This window comes from Flavobacterium sp. AC274 (assembly GCF_979258275.1).
The window spans coordinates 474,769-496,160 of record NZ_OZ409852.1 but is presented as its reverse complement, the minus strand read 5'-3'; the positions used below and the strand labels follow the sequence as shown (position 1 = coordinate 496,160).

At 32.8% G+C, this 21,392-nt stretch carries 21 protein-coding genes and 6 pseudogenes; all 27 read right to left on the bottom strand.

Features of this window, described 5'->3' with window-relative positions; genetic code table 11:
• Window positions 1-5: 5 nt before the first annotated feature.
• Window positions 6-1,217, bottom strand: coding sequence for an MMPL family transporter (locus tag ACZZZT_RS02245; protein ID WP_463459283.1), 1,212 nt, complete (start codon window positions 1,215-1,217; stop codon window positions 6-8).
• A gap of 127 nt (window positions 1,218-1,344) precedes the next feature.
• Window positions 1,345-2,526 (bottom strand): annotated as a pseudogene (locus ACZZZT_RS02240) (DUF2062 domain-containing protein).
• Window positions 2,527-2,545: 19 nt separating this feature from the next.
• Window positions 2,546-3,031 carry a hypothetical protein gene (locus ACZZZT_RS02235; protein WP_463459282.1) on the bottom strand — a complete coding sequence of 162 codons (486 nt, stop codon included), beginning with the start codon at window positions 3,029-3,031 and terminating at the stop codon, window positions 2,546-2,548.
• Window positions 3,032-3,033: 2 nt separating this feature from the next.
• A pseudogene (locus tag ACZZZT_RS02230) lies at window positions 3,034-3,404 on the bottom strand (3-hydroxyacyl-ACP dehydratase).
• 6 nt (window positions 3,405-3,410) lie between these two features.
• On the bottom strand, window positions 3,411-4,052 hold the full coding sequence (locus tag ACZZZT_RS02225; RefSeq protein ID WP_463459281.1) for an outer membrane beta-barrel protein: 642 nt from the start codon (window positions 4,050-4,052) through the stop codon (window positions 3,411-3,413).
• A 13-nt stretch (window positions 4,053-4,065) separates the two neighbouring features.
• A complete protein-coding gene (locus tag ACZZZT_RS02220) occupies window positions 4,066-4,683 on the bottom strand; it encodes a porin family protein (RefSeq protein WP_073394488.1) in 618 nt (205 codons plus the stop codon).
• 20 nt (window positions 4,684-4,703) lie between these two features.
• Window positions 4,704-5,339 carry a flexirubin biosynthesis protein LolB2 gene (gene lolB2, locus ACZZZT_RS02215; protein ID WP_463459280.1) on the bottom strand — a complete coding sequence of 212 codons (636 nt, stop codon included), beginning with the start codon at window positions 5,337-5,339 and terminating at the stop codon, window positions 4,704-4,706.
• Window positions 5,305-5,931, bottom strand: a complete 627-nt coding sequence (gene lolA2 / locus ACZZZT_RS02210; protein WP_302094149.1) for a flexirubin biosynthesis/transport protein LolA2 — start codon at window positions 5,929-5,931, stop codon at window positions 5,305-5,307. The genes lolB2 and lolA2 overlap by 35 nt, the downstream gene beginning before the upstream one ends.
• Window positions 5,932-6,453: 522 nt before the next feature.
• The gene (locus ACZZZT_RS02205) at window positions 6,454-7,008 is read right to left on the bottom strand and encodes a polysaccharide deacetylase family protein (RefSeq protein ID WP_463459279.1); all 555 of its coding nucleotides are present in this window, start codon (window positions 7,006-7,008) and stop codon (window positions 6,454-6,456) included.
• Window positions 7,005-8,066 (bottom strand): beta-ketoacyl synthase N-terminal-like domain-containing protein, encoded by a 1,062-nt coding sequence (locus tag ACZZZT_RS02200; RefSeq protein ID WP_463462367.1) that lies wholly within the window; start codon window positions 8,064-8,066, stop codon window positions 7,005-7,007. Before ACZZZT_RS02200 ends, ACZZZT_RS02205 begins: the two co-directional genes overlap by 4 nt.
• A complete protein-coding gene (locus ACZZZT_RS02195; protein ID WP_463459278.1) occupies window positions 8,062-9,264 on the bottom strand; it encodes a beta-ketoacyl-[acyl-carrier-protein] synthase family protein in 1,203 nt (400 codons plus the stop codon). Before ACZZZT_RS02195 ends, ACZZZT_RS02200 begins: the two co-directional genes overlap by 5 nt.
• Before the next feature lie 172 nt (window positions 9,265-9,436).
• Window positions 9,437-9,694 carry a phosphopantetheine-binding protein gene (locus ACZZZT_RS02190; protein ID WP_042564839.1) on the bottom strand — a complete coding sequence of 86 codons (258 nt, stop codon included), beginning with the start codon at window positions 9,692-9,694 and terminating at the stop codon, window positions 9,437-9,439.
• Window positions 9,695-9,696: 2 nt separating this feature from the next.
• Window positions 9,697-10,314: a 3-oxoacyl-ACP synthase gene (locus ACZZZT_RS02185; RefSeq protein ID WP_463459277.1), complete on the bottom strand. Its 618-nt coding sequence runs from the start codon at window positions 10,312-10,314 to the stop codon at window positions 9,697-9,699.
• Between the two features lie 70 nt (window positions 10,315-10,384).
• A complete protein-coding gene (locus tag ACZZZT_RS02180; protein ID WP_463459276.1) occupies window positions 10,385-10,996 on the bottom strand; it encodes a hypothetical protein in 612 nt (203 codons plus the stop codon).
• 144 nt (window positions 10,997-11,140) lie between these two features.
• A complete protein-coding gene (locus ACZZZT_RS02175) occupies window positions 11,141-12,280 on the bottom strand; it encodes a beta-ketoacyl synthase N-terminal-like domain-containing protein (RefSeq protein ID WP_463459275.1) in 1,140 nt (379 codons plus the stop codon).
• A gap of 189 nt (window positions 12,281-12,469) precedes the next feature.
• The gene (locus ACZZZT_RS02170) at window positions 12,470-12,919 is read right to left on the bottom strand and encodes an acyl-CoA thioesterase (protein WP_042564836.1); all 450 of its coding nucleotides are present in this window, start codon (window positions 12,917-12,919) and stop codon (window positions 12,470-12,472) included.
• Window positions 12,894-14,177: an ABC transporter permease gene (locus tag ACZZZT_RS02165; RefSeq protein WP_073394497.1), complete on the bottom strand. Its 1,284-nt coding sequence runs from the start codon at window positions 14,175-14,177 to the stop codon at window positions 12,894-12,896. Before ACZZZT_RS02165 ends, ACZZZT_RS02170 begins: the two co-directional genes overlap by 26 nt.
• Window positions 14,167-14,865 carry an ABC transporter ATP-binding protein gene (locus ACZZZT_RS02160; RefSeq protein ID WP_302094156.1) on the bottom strand — a complete coding sequence of 233 codons (699 nt, stop codon included), beginning with the start codon at window positions 14,863-14,865 and terminating at the stop codon, window positions 14,167-14,169. Before ACZZZT_RS02160 ends, ACZZZT_RS02165 begins: the two co-directional genes overlap by 11 nt.
• A gap of 60 nt (window positions 14,866-14,925) precedes the next feature.
• Window positions 14,926-15,923, bottom strand: a pseudogene (gene darH / locus ACZZZT_RS02155) (BtrH-related acyltransferase DarH).
• The gene (DarG, locus tag ACZZZT_RS02150) at window positions 15,923-16,327 is read right to left on the bottom strand and encodes a flexirubin biosynthesis protein DarG (RefSeq protein WP_042564833.1); all 405 of its coding nucleotides are present in this window, start codon (window positions 16,325-16,327) and stop codon (window positions 15,923-15,925) included. The pseudogene darH and the gene DarG overlap by 1 nt, the downstream one beginning before the upstream one ends.
• A 327-nt stretch (window positions 16,328-16,654) precedes the next feature.
• Window positions 16,655-17,115, bottom strand: a pseudogene (locus ACZZZT_RS02145) (ABC transporter permease).
• Window positions 17,116-17,122: 7 nt separating this feature from the next.
• A pseudogene (locus ACZZZT_RS02140) lies at window positions 17,123-17,553 on the bottom strand (hypothetical protein).
• A pseudogene (darB, locus tag ACZZZT_RS02135) lies at window positions 17,553-18,685 on the bottom strand (dialkylresorcinol biosynthesis protein DarB). Before darB ends, ACZZZT_RS02140 begins: the two co-directional pseudogenes overlap by 1 nt.
• A 16-nt stretch (window positions 18,686-18,701) precedes the next feature.
• Entirely contained in the window at window positions 18,702-19,604 is a 903-nt protein-coding gene (locus tag ACZZZT_RS02130; RefSeq protein WP_463459274.1) for an NADPH-dependent FMN reductase family protein, read from the bottom strand.
• Between the two features lie 44 nt (window positions 19,605-19,648).
• Window positions 19,649-20,668 (bottom strand): phytoene desaturase family protein, encoded by a 1,020-nt coding sequence (locus ACZZZT_RS02125; RefSeq protein WP_463459273.1) that lies wholly within the window; start codon window positions 20,666-20,668, stop codon window positions 19,649-19,651.
• 107 nt (window positions 20,669-20,775) lie between these two features.
• Window positions 20,776-21,036, bottom strand: coding sequence for a hypothetical protein (locus tag ACZZZT_RS02120; RefSeq protein ID WP_463459272.1), 261 nt, complete (start codon window positions 21,034-21,036; stop codon window positions 20,776-20,778).
• Complete coding sequence (locus ACZZZT_RS02115) at window positions 21,033-21,290, bottom strand: phytoene desaturase family protein (protein ID WP_463459271.1); 258 nt, start codon at window positions 21,288-21,290, stop codon at window positions 21,033-21,035. Before ACZZZT_RS02115 ends, ACZZZT_RS02120 begins: the two co-directional genes overlap by 4 nt.
• Between the last annotated feature and the right edge of the window lie 102 nt (window positions 21,291-21,392).

The following is a 21,392-nucleotide window of genomic DNA, read 5'->3' as shown; positions in this document are numbered from 1 at the left end:
TACAATTAAAAGAGAGAAAATGCCGAAGCTATAACAATCACGGCGGCAAAAATTCCCAAGTCGTTCAATGCATCAGATTTTACAAATAGCAGACACAAAAACGCAACGGCAGTTGTTGAACTACTCATAATTACGGGCATCGTAATGTCTTTGTAAAGTGTTTTTACATCGCTGTTATGTTTGTAATGAGTAAGAATATGAATGGAATAATCGATCGTAATTCCTAACAAAATAGAACCAATTCCCAATGAAATTGCTGAAATAGTTTCTTTTACGAAATATAAAAACGCAACGGCAAACAAAGCGCCAAAAACCGTGGGAAGAAAAATAATAAGCGGAATGAATATCTTTCGATAAAATAAAATCAAAATCAACATCAGCGTAAACATGGCGATTGATGTTGTTAGAATAATATCGCTTTTAATTTGATTGGCATTAGCAACGGCAATCAAAGCCGAACCAAAATAACTGATAGAAGTTTTGGTTTTATATTGCTGATTTAAATGATCCTGAATCGATTTTAATTTAGCCGCAAAAATGGTGTTTTTTTCTGTCTCACTCGACGGAAGATTTGATGTAATAAAAAGCAATAATTTCTTTTTATCTTTCGTCATTACAAAACCATTATCAAGCGTAAAATCGTCGCCAATATTTAATTGTTGTAATTTTTTTAAAGCGATAAAAGAAATCCCAAGCGGATCCTGCAGAATAAAATCTTTGGTTATAAATCCTGAAGGAGAAATAATAGATTTGTAATTTCCCTGAACTGTTGCCGCAATACTGTCTTTTCGAAGTTTATTCTCAATCGTCGCATAATCTTTATTATCTAAAAAAAGCGGCAGATTATTGTATACAAAATCAATAGTTTCCTGAATATTTTCTTCGTCAACTTTTCCCTGAATTCCGGTTACGTAAGGTTTGCAGGATTTGGCAACGCTGTCTGAAAATGCAGTTGCCATTTGTTTTAAATCTTCGTCGGTTCCGTTTTTTTCGAGTTTGAAAATAACGGTAATTTTATCGGCAAAATTAAGTTGTTTAAGCACTTTTGCCGTAACATCTGCCTTATCGTTTGTTGGGATAAGTTTGGTAATATCTTCTTCAAATTTAATTTGTGAAGCAAAAAATCCAAAGGCAAAAAGCATCAAAATGGCCAGAAAAACCGACAAGGATTTTCTTCGGTTTACAAATAAATGAATGGCGTAGAAATAGTGATGCATGATTGTTATTTTTTTCCGCCACGAATTTCGCGAATTTCCACTAATTAATTCATGCTAATTTGTGAAATTCGTGGCAACTCAACAGAGATTATAAATCCTTTTAATCTTATAATCTGTGGCAACAAATTTAATTTTTGTTTTTTCTTTTAGAACTAAATGCGGCTAAAAGCATGTAACTTAAAAGTCCGGATAATAGCGCTAAAACGGATGCTAAAGTAAGACTTCCGACGATATATTGCGTAGCATTTTTTTGAATATCGTCGAGCGTAATTGTACTATCTAAAATTAGTGGGGCATCGGTTGAAACAAAAAAGCTTCCCATTTTTAGCGAACCGTAGATAACAAAAGGGATAAAAGGGGAAAGCTTACATTGGATGCCATATAAGCGATGACTTTATTGAGCTTAAAAATTGTTGCAAAAAATAAAAGAAAAACGGTCTGAAACCCCCAAAATGGGGAAATTCCTATAAAAACCCCCAATGCAATTGCAGCCGATTTTTTAAAATTAGAATCACCGCTTTCTAAAATGTCTTCAAGAAAGAATTTTTTAAAGCCTTTTTTTTGCTCTTCTAAAAAAATCCCTGGGTTTGATGTACAACAAAGCGTTTAAAACCAAAACCGTATTTAAAATACTGATTCTGGTAAAATCCTTAAACGGACGAAAATGCGAAACCCGTTCTGCAGGATCGTATAAAATCTGGATCGGAATGTTTTTTACCACAATTCCTTTCCACGCAGATCTTACAATGACTTCAATTTCAAATTCAAATTTATTGGTATAAAATTGCTTTGGAATTAATTTTAATGGATATAATCTAAAACCCGATTGTGTATCTTCGAGTTTAATTCCAGTTTCAAATTGGAACCAAAAATTCGAAAATTTATTTCCAAAACTACTTTTCTTTGGCACATTTTCCTGCGCCATATTACGGCTTCCAATCAATAAAGAATTGGGTTCTTTTTGAATTTCGGCAATAAAATTCGGAATGTCAGAAGCAAAATGCTGTCCGTCAGAATCGATCGTGATAGCATATTCGAAATTCATTTCGATTGCTTTTCTAAAACCATTTCTTAACGCTCTTCCTTTTCCTATATTTTTTGGATGGTGAATTTGCGTGAATTGCGAATATTGTTTTAATATTTCACTGGTTTCATCGGTAGATCCGTCATTAACAATAATGATATTTTGAGTGAAATCTAAAATAGAATCCAGCACTTTTTTCAAAGTTTTCTGATTATTGTACGTTGGCACAATAACACAAAAATTGGTCGAATTAAGTAATTCCTGCTGAGATAAAGTTGGTTGCATGGGGGGATTTTTTCTTTATCTACTTCACAAATTGCTTCTCTTTTTCAGAAAAACTTTTTGATTGTAAAACAAAGTCTTTAAGGTATTCTTTTAAAGCACCAGTTTGCTCAGCGTAATGCGTTGTAATGAATTTTTTGTCTTCTTTAATATTCTTTTTATATCCCGTAATTCCAGGCACATCTTCCTGAATACTCAAGCGAATCATTCTGATTTCGATATTGTTTGGATCGCTTTTTAAAGTTGCCTCAAGAAGTTTTGCGCCTTCTTTAAAACGCGAAATTTTACTTCCAATTAAACTTTCAAACTTAGAATCGACCAAAATTGAAGCCGCTTTGTAGGCCACTAAAATTTTCTCGTCGCTGTTTGCAATTCCGGCAAGTTTCTCTGTAAATTCTTTAGCATTCGCTTCTGATTTAGCAACATCAGGATACATTTTTCGGATAGCTGCCAAATCTGGATTTACAGCAAAATTAATCCATAAAAGTAGTGAGAATAGTAATTTCATAATTATAATTTTTTGTACACATTGCTTAATTTCAAGGCAATGGTGTCGTTAAAATAAGTCGTGTTTTTACTTTAACCAAATCATCTTCGGTTGTAACAATGTCAAGTTCCAGGCGCAATTCCGGAGTCGCCTCTGGATTAATAAGCGCCATGAATTTTACATTCGACAGCGTTTGAATCATCAAAGTGCTTTCAGTAATTTTCTCTGTAAGTTCTTTGATAATCTGAATCATGCAAACGCCGGGCATGATAGGATTTCCAGGAAAATGGCCTTTAAAAACATCGTGTTTTTCATTGACCAAAATCGTAATCGTATATTTAGAATCAGTTGTTTTTTCTTCCGAAAGAACTTTATAAAAGTCTTTTAAAACCATATTTTTTTATTTTCCAAAAGTGTAAGCGGCACCAAATTGAAACACCAAATTATTATTACCGTCAGAATAATCATAGTCGTTGCTAAAAGCACTTGTAAATCCTTTTTTTATTCTGGCTTCAAATGCAATACCATTTTTTAAACTGTATCCTAATCCTCCGGTAAGACCTAAATCAATATCTTCACCTTTAGTAAAACTTCTTTCTTTAGCCGAAGGATCTACTTTGATATCATCAGCAATTAATATATCTAAAAATGGTCCGGCGAGGACGTAAAAATTTTCATTAAAATTAATTTTATTAATAGTTAATGCTGAAAGATATTGTAATGAAGCATTTACAGTACCGCTTTCATAAATAGTACTATATGAATTTGTTTGAGGATCATATATACTGTTAGTTCCCATACTTGCCGTTCCTTTTCCTCCTTGTCTTGAATAGGTTATTTCAGGTTGTAAAGTATAAAATTTAGAAAGTTTTAATGCCCCAAAAGCACCAATATAAAAATCAGTTTTACTGTCAAGTCCAGAATCTGTTATTTTAGATATATTAACTCCAGCCTGAATTCCTGGTCTAAAAGTTACTTGGGCTTGTGTTTTTGCAAAAGCAAAGAAAGCTATAAAGGCAAATGCTAAATTTCTAATGTTCATCAATGTTTATTTTTTATTTTACTTTAAAGGTATAACTAATACCAATCTGGAAAACCTGATTTAAAATTAAATCTTCGTAATAATAATTATCGTCATTATCATATTCAATGCCGTCATAACCATAAATATCAATAAAGCCTTGCTTAAATCTTGCTTCAAATGTTAATCCGTTTGGCAAAGAATAACCCACTCCGGCGATTATAGAAAAATCAAAATCGATAGGATCAAAACCATATCTGCCAAAATTATCACTTGTTTTAAAATCTGCGGATGGACCGGCTAAAATGTGAAAACCTTGTCCGCCAAAATGAAATTTAGCTACGGCATCTAATGAAAGATAATTTAATTCATATTTTGTTCTGGTTCCAAAATCAGGATTTTGCTCACTGTAATATCTACCCTCAGAACCTTGTCGCGAATAGGTTAATTCAGGTTGAAGTGTGAAATATCTATTGAATTTTATAGCGACTAAACCGCCGGCATAAAAATCAGATTTTAAACCATTGTCATCTATATTTGTTAATCTTGAAAGATTTAAACCTCCTCGCAAACCCGGACTAACCGTTACCTGAGCTTGAGACGTTACAATTCCGATAAATAAAATAAAAGCAAGTGTAGTTATTTTTCTCATTTTAATTTTGGTTTAAATTTCTACTCTGATTTAAAATAATTCAATTCAATTTTCAATTTGATATTCTGATGGATAATCTCAATTTTTTCGGCAAAAATATCGTTTTCCGAATTAAAAAGAAGCGTTATTTTTTCTTTTGTTTTCGACGAATTAATGACTTTCTCTAATTTACGATCTTTTTTTGATATAAAAAGATAATTATCTCGTTTTCCGTAAGCAGATTTGTAAATATCGTCTGACTCGTTTTCAAATTGCTCCTGAATCTGATATTCTTTCTTTAAAAGCAGTCGAAAATCGTCTCTTAAAGTATTGACTAAAATTTTGCGGTCTAACTCTGATACAATTGAATTAACTTTAAAATTGTTCTCAGAAATTTCAAAATCCAGCAATTTGTTACCAAACTCTGTCGTAAACACAACACGATGTGTTGTATCGTTTATTTTCTTGGCAATAAAAATTCCAGTTAAATCATGACCATAAACCGTAATATTTGTTTTATAAACATAATCGGTTTTAGAATCTTTAAAATAGGGAACCTCGTAAGATGTTTTATCTAATTTTTTGGGAGTATAATTTTTTGTGACTGAGCCACAAGAAATCAAGATAATTGCCAGAAAGCAATTAATTAGTAAAAACTGAATCGTCGATTTTTGCATTGATCACTTTATTTTTAAGTACAATTCTTGTATAATCTTCAGATGATTCCAGTAGTTTTACTTGTTCTACCGTAGCCTCTTCTTTGTCAAAAGTTAGTTCAATTTGTTTGATGTATTTTTTTAAAGTAGCATCTTTGGGTACAAATTTCGCAATGTTTTGTCCTTTCAATTTAAAATATGAAATGGTAAATTCTTTGTCGTCAAACATGTTTCCGCTAACGCTTCCGATAATTAGCTTATTGATGCGGCTAAAAATTTTGCTATTGCCAATATCGACTGCACTTTTTTTGCCTTCGTCATTAATAAGGATTTTACCGTTTTTAAAAACGATACTGTAATTGTACGGTTTTTTATATTGCCATTGAAGTAAATTTGGTTCCTTAAAAATCATTTTTCCAGAAGTCTCGATATCTTTAGACAAGAAATCTAAATGTTTGTACTGAACAAAATCAGTGCTTAGCGTTTTGATTTTTTTAGAAACCACATTTACATCTTCCTTAAAAGAAGCAATTTCTGCAGCCGTCATTTTTTGTTCCTGAGCAAACAAATTGCCTGAAATAAATAAAATTAGTAGTGCTATTTTAGTTTTCATATTTTGTAAAAATTGTGCTTAAAAATATTTTGCAACAAATTAAAATCCATTTGGTATAATTATTTTAACACATAGAAACATAGAATCATTGAACTTAAAAAAGGCGTTTCACTTGCATCAACAAATCCCGATGCTTCGGGACTATGTGTGAGAAACTAGTTTCTTTTTTGATTACTTTTTTCAAAAGCATAAAATCTATGTTTCTATGTGTTTAATTAATTTTTATGCATTACAACCGTCAGCTTGAATTAAAATCTGTTTTTATCCGCGTTTTCGCTTTAGCGAATCTGCTTTATCCGCGTTCAATTTCATAAGCTTTAAGATTCAAAAGTTCTTCCGTCGAAATCACTTTATAATTGTTTTGCTGTAAAAATTGCAAAAACTGTTCCAATACCAAAACAGAGTGTGACGCCGTATCATGCAAAAGTACAATTCCGCCGGGAGAAACACGTTTTATTATGCGATTGAAAATTAAATTTTGATTTTTTGTTCCCCCGTCGAGCGAACGAATATTCCAGCCAATTACTTTATGTCCGGTTTTTTTAAAGCTCTTCGAATCGAAGGTGTTGTAACTCCGTATGGCGGACGAAAGAAATTTATTTTTTTTGAAGTATATTTTTCTAAAAGCGCATCCGTTTTTTCAATTTCTTCCCTGATTGTTGCAGCATTATAAAAATCAAAAAAAGGAGAATGATTGTACGAATGATTTCCAACCAAATGCCCGTCGGCAATAACTTGTTTTAGAATTTCAGGATGGGCTTCAATGTTTTTTCCGATGCAGAAAAATGTCGCTTTTACATTGTATTTTTTTAGAAGTTCTAAAATTTCCAAAGTATAAATACTCGGTCCGTCATCAAAAGTAATGGCAATTTTTTTTTCTGTTTCAGATGGATTATTGCAGTATGCTTTTACGTGATAATCAGAAGATATTCGGGCTGAACCAACAGCATTAATTCCTAACCAAATCAAAATAATTAGAACAAACCACCAAATATTTATTGCTGTATAAAAATTCAAAAGAAACAATAAAAGCAATAAAAGGACAAAAAATAGTGATATGTTTTTGTGCGTTATCATTTTGAGATTAACGTAAAACTATGATTTTTTCCGTTTAACTGATTGTACAGTAAAATGGTTTTATAAGCTGGTTTTTCAACCGAATTTACTTTTATAATTTCCGGAATTTCCTGATTTTTCAATACTTTCGCTGCCATCCATAAAGCAAAAGCCGAAGCCGTATCATATTCGCCACTTAAATGTTTGTAATACAATTGAGGTGTATTTGCAAAAGAGTTTTCGCCAAGATTCCTGTAATAATTTTCAAAATCAACATTTCCGTCAAAACCTAAAACCAATGCGTCAATATCTGAAATGTTTAAATTATTTGCTTTTAGAAAAGATAACGTTTCCGCTTCAACTTCGTTTTCTTCCAAAGTATTTAGAATCGTAACATCCAAAATTTCTGCATAAGTAGTTTCTTTTCTTTCATTTTCTAAAACAAAAAAACTGGCGCCTTCTCCATAAACCGCTCCGCTTGTATCAGAATCTAAAAGATTGTAAGGCTGTTGATTATCTGGTTTTATTCTTCCTGACAATTTAAAAAGCGCCGTAGTATAATCACCATTTTCGTCAACTCCGCCAACCAAAACCGATTGCGCTTCGTCTTCTTCAATTTGCATTTTAGCATCAATAAGAGCAGATTCAAAAGAAACAGCTCCGTTTACATACGTAAAATTATACCCTTTACATTGCTGTAAAAGTGCAATTTGCGCACCAACAGTATTGTGTGTAGATTGAATAAATGATGTCGGCGTTAAAAACTCTTCGTTATTATCTAAGATGTTTTTCAGGAATTTTTCAGAATCTTCGATACATCCTAAACCTGTTCCGGTAATAATGGCGTCTACGTTTTCAATATTTGCATCTTTCATGGCTATTGCCGAAGCTACAATTCCGTTTTTTACTCCTTTTGCCATTCTTCTGGCTGCAGCTGGAGAAATAAAATCTTTGTAAATTGGCGGAACGATTTTAAGCACGTTCTCGTCATGATTGTGTACCGCTTCTTCTAAAAAAACAGTATCAAATGTTTTTTGAGTCGAAATACAGCCGATTCCATTTATATATGTTTTTTTAATTGCATTTTGAAAATATAAGAGTAGAACAATTTCCTCCAAAACCAAATGAGTTGGATAAAACATGTTCGATATTTTTATTTAGTAATGAAGTTTGCGGCTTCAGATCAAATTCTTCCATTGGAGTTTCAAAATTCAAATTCGGGTAAACCACACCATTTTGAATTGCCAATACACTATAGACAGCTTCAATTGCTGCTGCTGCTGCCAATGTATGCCCGGTAAAAGGTTTTGTTGAGCTAAAATCAGGAACTGTTGCATCCTCGTAAATTCTTTTGATTGCTCTTCCTTCAGATAAATCATTGTTTGGAGTTGCAGTTCCGTGTACATTGATGTAATCAATTTGCGACGGTTTTAAACCCGAAACTTCAAACGCTTTTTTCATTGCTAAATAAGCGCCATCACCATTTTCTGAAGAAGCAGTTTGGTGAAAAGCATCGTTTGCATTTCCGTAACCGGAAACACGGGCCAATACTTTTTTATTTTGTTTAGCAACAACTTCATCAGATTCTAAAACTAAATAAGCAGCGGCTTCACCAAGATTTAATCCTTTACGGTTATTGTCAAAAGGTTTATTATAATCGTCAGATAAAATCATTAAAGTCTTAAATCCGTTGATGGTAAATTTAGCCAAACCATCAGTTCCGCCCACGATAACGCGATCCAGTTTTCCGGTTTTGATTAAACGAGCACCCAGCATAATTGCATTTGCTGCAGAGGAGCAAGCGGTACTTATTGTAGTAACAATTCCTTTTAATCCTAATTCATCAGCAATCTTATCAGCGACATCTCCGCCATCATGACAAGTAATGTATTTAACAAGTTCAGGATGTGTGAAATAATCGTAATAATGTTTTTCAGTCATGTCCATTCCGCCTACACTTGTAGCCGAAATAAGTCCGGTTCTGAATTCATTTATAGATGTAATTCCTGCATTTTCAACAGCTTGTTTGGCAGCAATAGTACCAATCATAGCCGTTCTCGAAAAATTATTATCTTCGGTAAGTTTCAATTCGTTGACCAATTCGTCATTGGTTTTTTTAATTTCACCTACTTTAATAATATCGGCGTGAACAGTCGAAATATTTTCGATACGGGTAACGCCAATTTTATTTTCAATTAACGAAATATAATTTTCTTCGACTGAATTTCCAATCGAAGAGATAATTCCCATTCCTGTTATAGCAACACCTTTTGTCATTTTAGATTTATGATTTTAGATTGTAGATTATTCAATCTTTGTCAAAGTTTAAAACTTTGACAAAGATTCCTGAATTTTAAATTTAGACTATTGTTTAGGTTTGCAAAAAAATGAAAACCATTAGATTTTGAATATTTCGCTTTAAGAAATCTAAAGTCTAAAATCTACAATACTATTTAGTTCTGTTAGCGCTAATATAAGCAGCCATACTTTCTATAGATTGAAAAATGGTTTTTCCTTCTTTCGGGTCAACCAATTTAATACCATAATCTTTATCTAAAATCACGATTAATTCAAGCGCATCAATCGAGTCTAAACCTAAACCGTCTCCAAACAAAGGATCGTTATCAGCAATATCTTCAATTGCAATATCTTCAAGGTTAAGAGTAGTAATGATTTTGTTTTTTAATTCTTCTTTTAATGCTTCCATGATTATTTATTATATAATGTATTGATAGTTTCGTTTTTATATTTTTCGTTTTCTTCTTTACTAATGGTGCAAAGAAATGCTTTATAATTGTCATTAAAAAATTCAACCCAGCCGCAAAGCACTGTTTCTGCCTTGTTTGAATTCAGCAGAATGTTGGAATAATTCGACATAAATTCAGGATTGAAGGCCTCAAATATAAAGAAAGAATTTTCACTTTTCAGCTGATGACGAATACTTATTTCGCCCAGACAAATATTTGGCAGCGTATAAACGAAAACCGCCGGACTCGGAAAATAGTTTTCTTTATCAGAAATAGATTCCTGATACTTAACATCTGTATCTAAACTCGACGATTTATTGGCCAAAACCAAAGCAATATTATTTTCTTTTTCCGTTGAAATAATCGGACTCAAAAGCAATTCAGATCCTAAAAAAGCCAATTTGCTCAAAGCATCCATTTTAAAAAACTTTGGGTATTGCATGTCAAAATTACGATACGCTTGTTTTGAGAAATCGCCAAAATCTGTTGGTTCTATTTTGAATACAGAAGTTCCGTTCAAAACAATTTCGTTGTTTTGGATGGTGATGTAGGATTGTATGTAGGTTTTATTTTGAGTCATTGTTTTTATTTAACACTAATTCCACGAATTGGCACAGATTTCTTTTTGGTTTAAAATTTCACAAATTAATTTAAGAAACCCAAGTTTGATTAATATTTGTAATATGCCATTTACCGGATTTATTTTCAATTGTAATTTCAAATCCTCTTCCACATTTTCCACCTCCGCATGAAGCGCTGGCAATTATAGTTCCCAAAGATTTATTTTTATTAAACTTAATATTGGAAATCTCAATCGTACCAACTGGCATTCCGCTTTTTTTATCTTCTATATTCCAAAATCGTTCTTCGGGAAATTTGGAGGTATATTGAAAATCAAATTTTTTATTGTTTTGAAAAGGCGTTAAATCAAATTTATCATTCCTAATTTTATTGTTTACCACAAAATCATAAACGCCAATTAAAATTCTGTTTTTGTCATTTTTAATACTGTCTTGCTCAATCTGATATCTTTTTAATTTTTCATGATATCCGATTGTGTCTTCTTTATTAGTTTTAAAATCTAGCCTTGGCATTGGCGGTGGTTCCATTGTTCTTCGATCCATATAAATAGAATCTACAATTTCCACAAAAACACTATTCATGACCTCTTTTTCAAAATCAGATTCAGGCACTTCTTTCTTTTTACATCCAAAAAATGAAAGAAGAATTAGAGTTATAAATATGAATTTTGATAATTTCATTCTTAATCCAATTATTTTGAACTTGTAAAATTTCTTAACAAGTTGAAATTTTTCTTGTTGAACTGTTCAGAATTCCCGAACAGTTCAAAATATATTACAATAGATAAAAAAATCTAATCCGTGAAAATTAGTGAAATTCGTGTTTTATTTCACTTTTTCAAAAACCACCGCCGTATTACAACCTCCAAAACCAGAAGCTGTTTTCAGGAAATAATTAATAATTACCTCTTCATTTTTCTCAATAACATTTATCGTTTCGCTTACGCCAATTTCGTCAAAACCTTTCGATTCAAAAAGCATATTTTTATTCGCGGATTCAATGGCAATTACGGTTTCTAATAATCCCGATGCGCCTAATGTGTGACCGTAAAATCCTTTTAAACTATTTATGGGAGCTTTTTGCAAATTCAAACGACTTAATGCAATCGCTTCCATTTCGTCATTAAACGGAGTTGCGGTTCCATGAGCCGAAATATAATCTAATTTATCAGCATCAATTTGCGCTTCTTTCAACGCATTCTGAATACTTCTAAATAAACCTTCGCCTGTTCTTGACGGACCCGAAATATGATTCGCATCGTTTATCGAACTATCTCCAATAACTTTTATTTTAGCGTTTTTAGCTTCCGCCGAAACTAAAACTGCTGCGGTTGCTTCGCCCAAACTTACGCCGGTTCTGTTTTTAGAATACGGTTTACAAGGCAAATCACTCATCGCTTGGAAAGCATTAAAACCTGATAAAACAAATTCTGAAACTTCATCACCCGCCACGACAAAAACATTGTCGTACAATTCAGACTGAATCATTCTTTTAGCAATTGAAACGGCTAAAATTCCTGAAACGCAGGCATTCGAAACTACAATTGGCTGTGTTTTAAATTGGAAGAAATCAGCAACATTTTTTGCTAAAACATCTAAATGTGCGTTATTAAAACTTGCTTCAGAATCTTCTTTTAATGCCGTAATATTTCCTTTTGTAGTCGAAAGTATAAAAGCAGTTTTTGAATTTAATTCAATTCCAGAGTTTTTGATGATTGGTTCTAAAGCCAAAATCATCATTTTTTCTAAACGGGAATATTTTTTGTCTGTGCTGATTTTTTCAAAAGCACTGTTTATTTTTTCGGTAGAAATTATAGACGCGTAAAATGAATTTGGCATTAAAGAAACATCGCCGTGCAGTTGAATTCCGGATTCGCCACGCAAAATAGCTTCAACGTTCGATTCAACATCAAATCCTAAAGGTGTGATACAATTGGTTTCGGTGATGTATATTTCTCTTATCATTTTCTCTTTTTTATTTTTCCTGCAAGGTTTTCAAAACCTTGTAGGTATGTTTTTTAAGCTTATTTAAAAATGCCACGTATATTTTACGTTTAAATTTTATACCTACAAGGTTTTGAAAACCTTGCAGGAAAGCTATACGATTGATTACAACAGTTTTTTAATTCGTGAAAATTAGTGTAATCCGTGTTTTTATTTTAATAATCCAACTTTTCGTTTCCAGTTTTCGTAAAACTCAGGATTCGTCAACATTAAATTTCCATCTTTATCTAAAAATACCTGAACCGTTTCTCCAGTACAGGCAACGTCTCCTTTTGCATCAATAATTTTAAAACGATAAATCATTTTTGCAGCAGGCGTATCAACAACCGTAGTTTCGATTGTTACAACATCGCCGTAGCGCAAAGATAATTTATGTTCGCATTTTGATTTTACGATTGGAGTAGTGTAACCGGTTTCTGCAATATCAAGATATGTAAGTCCGTGTTCGCGGCCAAATGCTTCACGTCCATCTTCAAAGTATGTAATATAATTGCCGTGCCAAACGATTCCAAGTGGATCAGTTTCGTTAAAACGAATTCTGATTTCGTGAGAAACGGTTAGGGATGTGGCTTCGTTATACTGTTCTTTTCTTTTTGTCATAAAATAATGCGATGGATGTTGTGATAATAAAAAACAAAAACAATAAACTTATTTTTGGTATGATTTCTAAGAAAGAGATGTTGCGTAATAAAACATCATAAAAAGCTTCTAATGCCCAATTCATTGGTGAAGATTTGGCAACGATCTGCATGATTTTTGGCATTGCAAAAACAGGGACCCAAACACCGCCAATAGCAGCTAAAATGATAACACTTGTTGCGCCAAAAGGAGCTGATTGTTCTTGCGTGCTGGCAACAGTTCCTAATAAAATCCCGAAACCAATTGCTGCAAATCCTGAAAATAAAGCCACAATACTCATTAAAAATAAATGACCTTCGATGTTTAATGACGGCAAACCAATATGAGGAAATAGAAAAACTGCCACAGCAACCATCATATAAAACTGGATCATACAAATGGCGGAATAGGTAATCGTTTTTCCGATAATCACAATAAGATTAGAAGACGGATTGGTTCTTAAACGAACAAATGTTCCTTGTGTTTTTTCTTTTACTATATTAATAGACAACGGAATTACAATAAAAAATATGGCAAAAAGAGTCCAGGCCGGAACGTTATGTTGCACCGAATTTGGTCGAACTTCTTTGTTGTTTATTGTTGGAATTATTTCTTTGAAAGAGATAAAACTTTTTTGCTCGAAATCTGCATTTCCTTCTCCCAATTGATTTTGAAAAGTTTTGTAAATTGATTTTGATTCGATTTGAGAAATCATTTTATCAATCGAACTCATTACCGCATTTTTAAAACTTAACTGAACCGCCGGATCAAAATAGAGTTTTACTTCTTTTTCTTTGATTATTTTTGGAGTAGCAGGTTTTGCAACACTATCGGTTAAACCCATATTGCTCAAAATGTTGTCTACATTCTGATCAATTTTGGCTTGTAAATCAACGCTTAATTTGGAAGGAATTACAATGGCAAGTTTATATTTTCCTCTGTAAACAGCTTCTTTAGCAATCTCTTCTGTAATAGGCTGATTGTCGATTTGCGTTACGACAGTAAACAAACTGCTTTTTTCAAGATTTTCAAAAACAGTTTTAGAAACGTCTCCTTTATCATTATCGATTAATAAAATCTCAATTTTAGAATCGCTTACGGTTTTAAAAGTACTGTCTTGTATCAATGTAACGGTGATAACAAGCACCAGCGGCATCACAAACAGAATAATTAAACCTCCCAAATCCCGTCTTAACAACAAGAATTCTTTTACTACAGACATCCAAATTTTATAGCTCATCTCTAAAGTCTTTACCGGTTAATGAAATAAAAACTTCTTCAAGGTTTCTTGCTTTTTCAGTAGAAGAAATTAAGCTCGAAGGCGTGCCTTGTGCATAAATTTTGCCTCGGTCTAAAATGGCGATATTGGTGCAAAAATCTTCGGCTTCAGCCAAATGGTGCGACGTATAAATAATGGTTGTTCCGTTTTGGTTTAATAATTTCAAATAATCTATAATAGCATTTTTGGATTGAACGTCAACACCAACGGTTGGTTCATCTAAAAATAAAACTTTTGGATTGTGCAGAATTCCGGCAATCAAATTAACTCTTCTTTTCATTCCGCCCGAAAAAGTTTCGATTCGTTTGTCTGCGAACTTTAATAATCCTAAAAGGTCTAAAGTTTCTATTACTTTATCTTTTAAATCAGAACCTTTTAAACCGTACATACTTCCAAAATAGTGCAAATTTTCCCTGGCCGTTAAAGTCGGATATAAAGCATATTCCTGAGGAACGACGCCAATGATTTTTTTTATTTGTGAAGAATCGTCAGTGTAGTTTAAACCATCAATTGTAAAATGTCCTGAAGTTGGTTTTACCAATCCGCAAAGCATAGAAATTAAAGTGGTTTTTCCGGCGCCATTTGGGCCTAACAAACCAAAAATACTGCCTTCATTTATATGCAGCGAGACTTCGTTCAAAGAATACATTTCTGCATTTTTGTACTTTTTCGAAAGAGATTCTATTTTAATTATTGAATGCAAAATATATTAGCTTATGGCTTGTTTTAGTTTTTTGAAAAAGATTTCTTCACGATTGGCAATGTCCAAAAGTTCATCTGCGATGGTGTTGTAGGCATCTTCTTTTGCACTTCTGTTTTTGTAAATACGAGAAGCTTCAACAGCAAAATCGCGCCATGAATCTCCAATTAAAGTCATTTCTTTTGACAGCGTTTTCAATTCTTCATTGTTTAAAATAACCGATGCTTCCTGTAAAAAAGCAGCATATATAAAACGAAAACCACCGCCTCCGGTTCCTATTTCTTCCTGCATACGAACCATTTGTGCCAAATAGTGATTGGCTTTCTTAGTACCGTGTTTTATAGGCCATTTTCTAATTTGTTTCGATACAAATTTAATTCCGCGAACCCCAACAATTGGCATTGGCGCCAGCATGTCTCGACAGGTATTTTTGATTCCTTTAATGATTGCGCTTTTCAAATCAACAGCTGCCGGAATTTGAATTGGATAATACATTTGTCCTCTTGGCGCAAAAGCACCTTTGGCGAAACGTACTTTATCAAGTTCATCGTGCGTAAGTGTGGTAACGGTTTCCATAACAGGATCGCTCACTAAATAATCGGTTTCGGTTTTTCCGTAAACGACTAGATTGTGTGCGTTAAAATGAAAGCGATATTCATCAGGAAAATAACTTAAATGATACACGCCAACTTGTAATCCGGTTGGAATATTGTTTTTTAAATTTTCATCTAATGCTTTATTTGCATTTGTTGTTGATGAAAATTTTTGTCTTTTTATTTTTAAGTTTAAACGACTTGCCAGTTTATTAAAAATTTGTCCAGGCAAAGTTCTGTAACTAATTGCCGGCGCATGATTTACTTTTATAAAAGGCAAATACACAAAAAAAGTCCGGAACCAATACCAAAAACCATCGGTTCACTAATGTTAAGGCCGTTGTTTTTTAACAAATTCGAAGCTACTCCGTTTTCGCAATGAGCAGATTGATGATGTGTGAAATTAACTTGCATTAGTCTGTTTTAATATTTTTTAATTCTGCTACCGAAATGTCAAAAGCATCGGCATATTTTTTTAAAATTTTATCGTTTAATTTGGCAAAAACTTCGGGTTTAAAATGTCTTTTTACACGCCATTTCCAAAGTCCTACGTAACTTGCCAAAATAGTCAAATCCATTTTGTTAAGTTCCATATAATAACAAATCGGACTGGCTTCGCCGGTTTCGACCTGCATTTTTGCTTCGGCGATTCGTTCGTTTATATCGTCAATAGAGTTGGAAAGTGCAATTGTTTTTGGCTCCCAGCCAGTACTTAAAGTCGTAGTGTAGTTTCCGTTTTCATCGGTTGCATACAAAAGTTCTTTAACGTTGTTTTTAGTTAAGTTGCTTTTGTCCTGCGGTACTTTTTCTTTTTCCATATCATTACAATTTAATTTATGTGATACAAAAAGGTAATACCAAGCATAAACTAATCATTAAAAAGATCAGATTTGTTAAAGCTAAATTCCCTTCTTTTTTTCAAATAAATAAAACATTTCTATTATTAGCCCTAAATAAAATACTACTATAACTATGAACCATAAAATAAAAACCCCTAAACCTCCATCAACATGTTTATGTCCGTTTTCGTCACAAAATTTATGAGGATCAAAGGTAAAATACCAAAACAAAAAAACCAATCCTGTCAGGAAAATCAAAATTCCAATTCTGATTAACAGATGAAAAATGATTTTTTTAGAAATCATTTACACCGACATTGTTTTTTGAATGAACAGGTTAATTTCGCATTCCAAAAGTTTTTTTCGCCAAGTAAACTCTCGCAGCTCATTGTACATAAAGTATAATCTTCGCCTGAAAATTTCGAAACCAAATTTGCTTTGGTTATAATGGTGTCTCCCACTTTTGGTAATTCGTGTATTTTTAAATTTTTTATTGCGCTGATAAAACCAAGAACATTTACGTTTTCATTTTCGGTTCCGTCTTCTTCAAAAAAATATTTTTTACCTACAATTGACGAACAGGTTTGTGCTGTATTTTCGATTAAACCGGCTTCAATAAAAGTACCTTTATCAACAAAAATATTGTCGTCTTTTATCAAAAATATGGTTTCTACAAAATCTGATTCAATTTCCAAAATTAAATCCACCATAAGCAACGGTGCCCGGTGTGGTAAATAGTTCTGAATGTCGACAGCAGCAATATTCATACTTATATTATTTGGCTAAAACGGTTTTCATTTGCCCTTTAGCGATTTCTTCATTGTTTAAAGTCGTAACGATATCAACCAAAGTAATTCCGCCAAATTCCTGCAAAATAGTTACGGTTGACTGAATTGTATCGTTTATTTCGGGTAATTTTTTTATTTCAATGTCTTTAATAGAACCAATGTATCCCGTTGGAGCAATTTCGTTTCTTAAAAAATATTCGTAACCTGTATGTAAAGCCACAGATTGCGCCATGTGTTCGATTAAACCAGCTTCTAAAAAAGTATTCTTATCAAAAAAATATTGTCGTTTTGAATCTTTAATCCCGAAACCAATGAAGTTTCGGTAAAGGAATACATTTTGTCTACCATTACAAAAGGAAACTTTTGTGGAAGTAAATTTTCGACAGCATTTTTTTCTAAAAGTAAAGTTCTTTCCATTAACAAACGGTTAAATAAGCATAGGCAAAAGAAAATCTTCCACTTTCGGGAACTGATAAAAGAATACGTTCTCCTTTTTTTAGTTTTCCAGAATTCATCAATTCTTCTACAGCCAAATAAATAGAGGCAGAACCTACATTTCCTACTCTTGAAAGATTCATAAACCATTTCTCGTCAGCCATTCCAATTCCTTTTTCGCTTAATCCTTTTTTTAATCCTTCGACAAAAAAGTTAGATGAAACGTGCGGAATAAAATAATCAACCTGATCTGATGTAATATTATTTTTAATCATGGCATCATACATACTCTCAGCTCCTTTAGAAAGTATAAATTCGTCCAATAATTTTACGTCTTGTTTAATAGCAAAAACAGATTCGTTTAGCAATTCTTCCGGCTCATAATCGCTCCACGATTTAATTTCACCGTTTTCTAATTTATCTCCGCCGGCGTACATACAAGTCTCTAATTCAAATGCGTATGAAAAAGCTTCCATCCATTCTATTTTTAGGGAAATGTCTCCGCTTGGTTTATTTTCCAATAAAAAGCTCCGGCACCGTCAGATAACATCCAACGTAAAAAATCTTTTTTGAAAGCAATAATTGGCTGTTCTTCAAGGGTTTTTAAATTGCTTACTTCCTGACTGTATTTTTTAGCAATTAGCCAGGTCGAAACTTTTTCTGATCCTGTGCAAACAGCATTTTTTGAGTTTCCTGATCTTACAGACAGGAAACCAAATTTTAGTGAATTCATTCCGGCACAACAAACTCCTGTTGAAGAGTTTAATTCTACCGATTTATTTTGAAGTAAACCATGAACCATTGCGGCGTGTGACGGAAGGAAAATATCTGGTGTTGAGGTTCCACAAGAAAGGACTTCTAAATCCTGAGCTGTGAAATTTTCATCAAATAACTGCACAATTGCATTACGTGTTAATTCGGCATTGCTGTGTGTGCTTTTTCCCGTTTTGTCTACAGCGTAATAGCGGCTTAAAATTTTATTATTGCGTAAAATAATACGTCTTGCTTTAGAAGCGGTATCATTAATAAGACCTAAATAACTTTCCATTTCATCATTTGAAACAGCTTCGTTTGGCAAAAATTTTGCGGCTTTGGTAATATATACTTCAAACATAATCTACTTTCGTCTTCTAAACTCCTTTATAATATTGAGTTTCTTTTTTTATGGTTTTTAACTTAATGGGGTATGTAATAAGGTGCAATATATACACTATTGGTGAGATTAACCATATCGCAAGGAATAAATAAACATTAAATACTTTAAGAAGCAGTTTTCTGTTATTTTTATTTTTATAAATCAGATTTGACCATTTATTAAAAATTTTATTCGCTGTTTTGTCAACAGTTATAAGATATGAGCTAATTTTTACCGCACCTATTCCTGTTAATTTTGGCTGTAAATTCTTGAGATTGTCTTGTTGAAACTCAGAAAGCATTACTTTTCCAAATTTTTCTGATTCCTGAATGTCTTTTTCTGAAACTCCCGGTAGTGGGAAAATTCCCAGATATTTTTTCTTTACTCCGGAGAACATCCATTCAACAATAGTAATAACACTAATCAGGTTTCCGACTCTGTCAACCAAAGCTACATTTCCTACTAATTGTGCGTTGGCTTCCTTTAGTAAAACTTTGATTTTTTCCTGCGCCATGATCCACATATTACGAGAACCGCTAATGGTAATAACCGGTGTATCGTTTAATAGCTTTTTTCCATCTGCACTTTTTAGAAATGAGTTTATTGGAATAGATGGTGACAAATACCAAACCTGATAATGAAAAAGAACCAGGTCAAATTTTGTATTTAGAATTTCTTCTGATATTGGTTTTAATTCTCGTGGAATTTGAAGAAAAGATTCCGGAAAAGCATCAAAAAAAGAATCCTTGTCCCACGGAAAAGGGAAGGGTTTTTCTAGTTGAATTTCGTGAAATGTTACTTTTATATCTTCTGAATTTAAGAAGGGTTTTGCAATATTTCGTGCAATTTCTTCCAGTTGTCCAGATTGGGAGTAATAAACAACAAGAACATTTTTCATTTTAGATTGGTGGCTTTTTGGTTTAGTTGCAAAAGTAATTAATTTTATGAGACAAATTTCCTGATTTTATCGCTTCGTTTTGTATGAACCCAATCCGGCCATGAAGCAGGATCTTCGGCATCATAAATTCTGATTTTTTGGTTTTCATCTTCAATTAATAAATCGTCTGAAGTGCATTCTAAAATGGCTGCAGCAGCTGCAACGCCCGAGTATGAAGCGCCTGCAACTCCGTGAGATAAAGTACACGAACCGCAAAGAAATAAATGCTCTATTTCGGTTTTGTTTTTATAAGCAAAAGGACCTACCTGATTTAAGGTTTTTTCGGTTCCGTAAACATTTCCTTTTGTCGAATTAATGTAAAATTCATTTGTTTTTGGAGTTCCTAATTCTGCCTGAATAATATGCTGTTTTGCATTCGGAATTATCTTCTCGACATTATTCATTAATTTATTAGTGATCTTTTCCTTAAAGATTTTATACTCTTCGTTATGATAATCTTGTAAACCGTTAAAATCTTTTAAATGATCGTAATTAACGTAAGTAACAATTTCGAAATTATGATATCTTCCGTTAAAACTGGCAGGATCTTTAAGTGTTGTACAACTTATAAAAACGGCAGGAAATGAATCTCCTTCGTCAATATTATTGCTCATTAAATTTTCAAAATTCTCGTCGTCATGTTCGTCTTTCATCATCCAGATATTTCCGGAATCTATTTGAAATTGAGTAACATCTATATCTAATGTTAAAAATAAAATTAAAGACGTAACAGAATATTTTGTTTTCTCTAATTTCTTAATCAGTGATTTACTTAAATGTTCTTTATCAATTAAATTTAAATAAGTAATGCTGGGATCTGCATTTGAGACAATATTTTTAGCAAAAATTCTTTCGCCGTTTTCAAGCTCAACGCCAAATGCTTTTTTATTTTCGATTAAAATTTTATTGACATTTTGTTTTACCCTTACTTCTCCGTTATGTCTTTTTATTCCGTTTGTCATGGCTTTAACGATTCCGCCACCGCCGCCCATTGGATAAAAACCGCCATCAAAATAATGGTTCATAACAGAACAATGAACAGGGAAACACGCTCTGTTTGGAGGAAGTCCGTGATCTCCGCATTGAATATTGAGAACAGATTTTAACTTTGCATCTTTTACATGCCAGCCAATTACTTTTTTAGGGGAAATAAAGCAAATTTTCCAAAATGTTTGGTTCGGAATGGAACTGTAATATTTTGCCAGAAACCTTTTAATTTCGGAATCAATTGCAGTTCATACGCTACTTTTTGAACAACGGTAAGATATTCGTTTATGTTTTTTTCTTCGTGTGGAAAATGAGAAGAAAGTGTTTTTTTAAGATTGTCGATTCCTGCCGGTAAGTCAAAAACTTCATCACCAATTAAACAATGTTCATAGGCATTTTTGTTCATTCGAAAAAAACCATGTCGTTGGCAATTCCTAAACCGCGATATAATTCATTGGTAGATTGACCTTCTTCCATCAATCCTACATAATGAACACCCGGACTAAAACGCTGACCATTTAATGTAAAACTATGACTCCAGCCACCAGGAACGTAATGCTGTTCGAGCACTAAAACTTTTTGTCCTGCTCTTGCCAGACATATTGCAGTTGCTAATCCTCCAACTCCTGAACCGATGATAATTGTGTCAAATTCCTGCATATTCTGTTTTAAGCGTTTAAGGATGAAAGAATGACTTTTTAATTAAAAATTGAGAATTAAAAATTAAAAATTGTTTGGTGTAATTACCGCTAAGCTAAATCA

Coding starts and splice junctions, on each gene's coding strand:
- ACZZZT_RS02245 (WP_463459283.1), bottom strand. CDS start 1,217: ATGCATCACTATTTCTACGCCATTCATTTATTTGTAAACCGAAGAAAA.
- ACZZZT_RS02235 (WP_463459282.1), bottom strand. CDS start 3,031: ATGAAATTACTATTCTCACTACTTTTATGGATTAATTTTGCTGTAAAT.
- ACZZZT_RS02225 (WP_463459281.1), bottom strand. CDS start 4,052: ATGAACATTAGAAATTTAGCATTTGCCTTTATAGCTTTCTTTGCTTTT.
- ACZZZT_RS02220 (WP_073394488.1), bottom strand. CDS start 4,683: ATGAGAAAAATAACTACACTTGCTTTTATTTTATTTATCGGAATTGTA.
- lolB2 (WP_463459280.1), bottom strand. CDS start 5,339: ATGCAAAAATCGACGATTCAGTTTTTACTAATTAATTGCTTTCTGGCA.
- lolA2 (WP_302094149.1), bottom strand. CDS start 5,931: ATGAAAACTAAAATAGCACTACTAATTTTATTTATTTCAGGCAATTTG.
- ACZZZT_RS02205 (WP_463459279.1), bottom strand. CDS start 7,008: ATGATAACGCACAAAAACATATCACTATTTTTTGTCCTTTTATTGCTT.
- ACZZZT_RS02195 (WP_463459278.1), bottom strand. CDS start 9,264: ATGACAAAAGGTGTTGCTATAACAGGAATGGGAATTATCTCTTCGATT.
- ACZZZT_RS02190 (WP_042564839.1), bottom strand. CDS start 9,694: ATGGAAGCATTAAAAGAAGAATTAAAAAACAAAATCATTACTACTCTT.
- ACZZZT_RS02185 (WP_463459277.1), bottom strand. CDS start 10,314: ATGACTCAAAATAAAACCTACATACAATCCTACATCACCATCCAAAAC.
- ACZZZT_RS02180 (WP_463459276.1), bottom strand. CDS start 10,996: ATGAAATTATCAAAATTCATATTTATAACTCTAATTCTTCTTTCATTT.
- ACZZZT_RS02175 (WP_463459275.1), bottom strand. CDS start 12,280: ATGATAAGAGAAATATACATCACCGAAACCAATTGTATCACACCTTTA.
- ACZZZT_RS02170 (WP_042564836.1), bottom strand. CDS start 12,919: ATGACAAAAAGAAAAGAACAGTATAACGAAGCCACATCCCTAACCGTT.
- ACZZZT_RS02165 (WP_073394497.1), bottom strand. CDS start 14,177: ATGAGCTATAAAATTTGGATGTCTGTAGTAAAAGAATTCTTGTTGTTA.
- ACZZZT_RS02160 (WP_302094156.1), bottom strand. CDS start 14,865: ATGTATTCTTTGAACGAAGTCTCGCTGCATATAAATGAAGGCAGTATT.
- DarG (WP_042564833.1), bottom strand. CDS start 16,327: ATGGAAAAAGAAAAAGTACCGCAGGACAAAAGCAACTTAACTAAAAAC.
- ACZZZT_RS02130 (WP_463459274.1), bottom strand. CDS start 19,604: ATGAAAAATGTTCTTGTTGTTTATTACTCCCAATCTGGACAACTGGAA.
- ACZZZT_RS02125 (WP_463459273.1), bottom strand. CDS start 20,668: ATGAACCATTATTTTGATGGCGGTTTTTATCCAATGGGCGGCGGTGGC.
- ACZZZT_RS02120 (WP_463459272.1), bottom strand. CDS start 21,036: ATGAACAAAAATGCCTATGAACATTGTTTAATTGGTGATGAAGTTTTT.
- ACZZZT_RS02115 (WP_463459271.1), bottom strand. CDS start 21,290: ATGCAGGAATTTGACACAATTATCATCGGTTCAGGAGTTGGAGGATTA.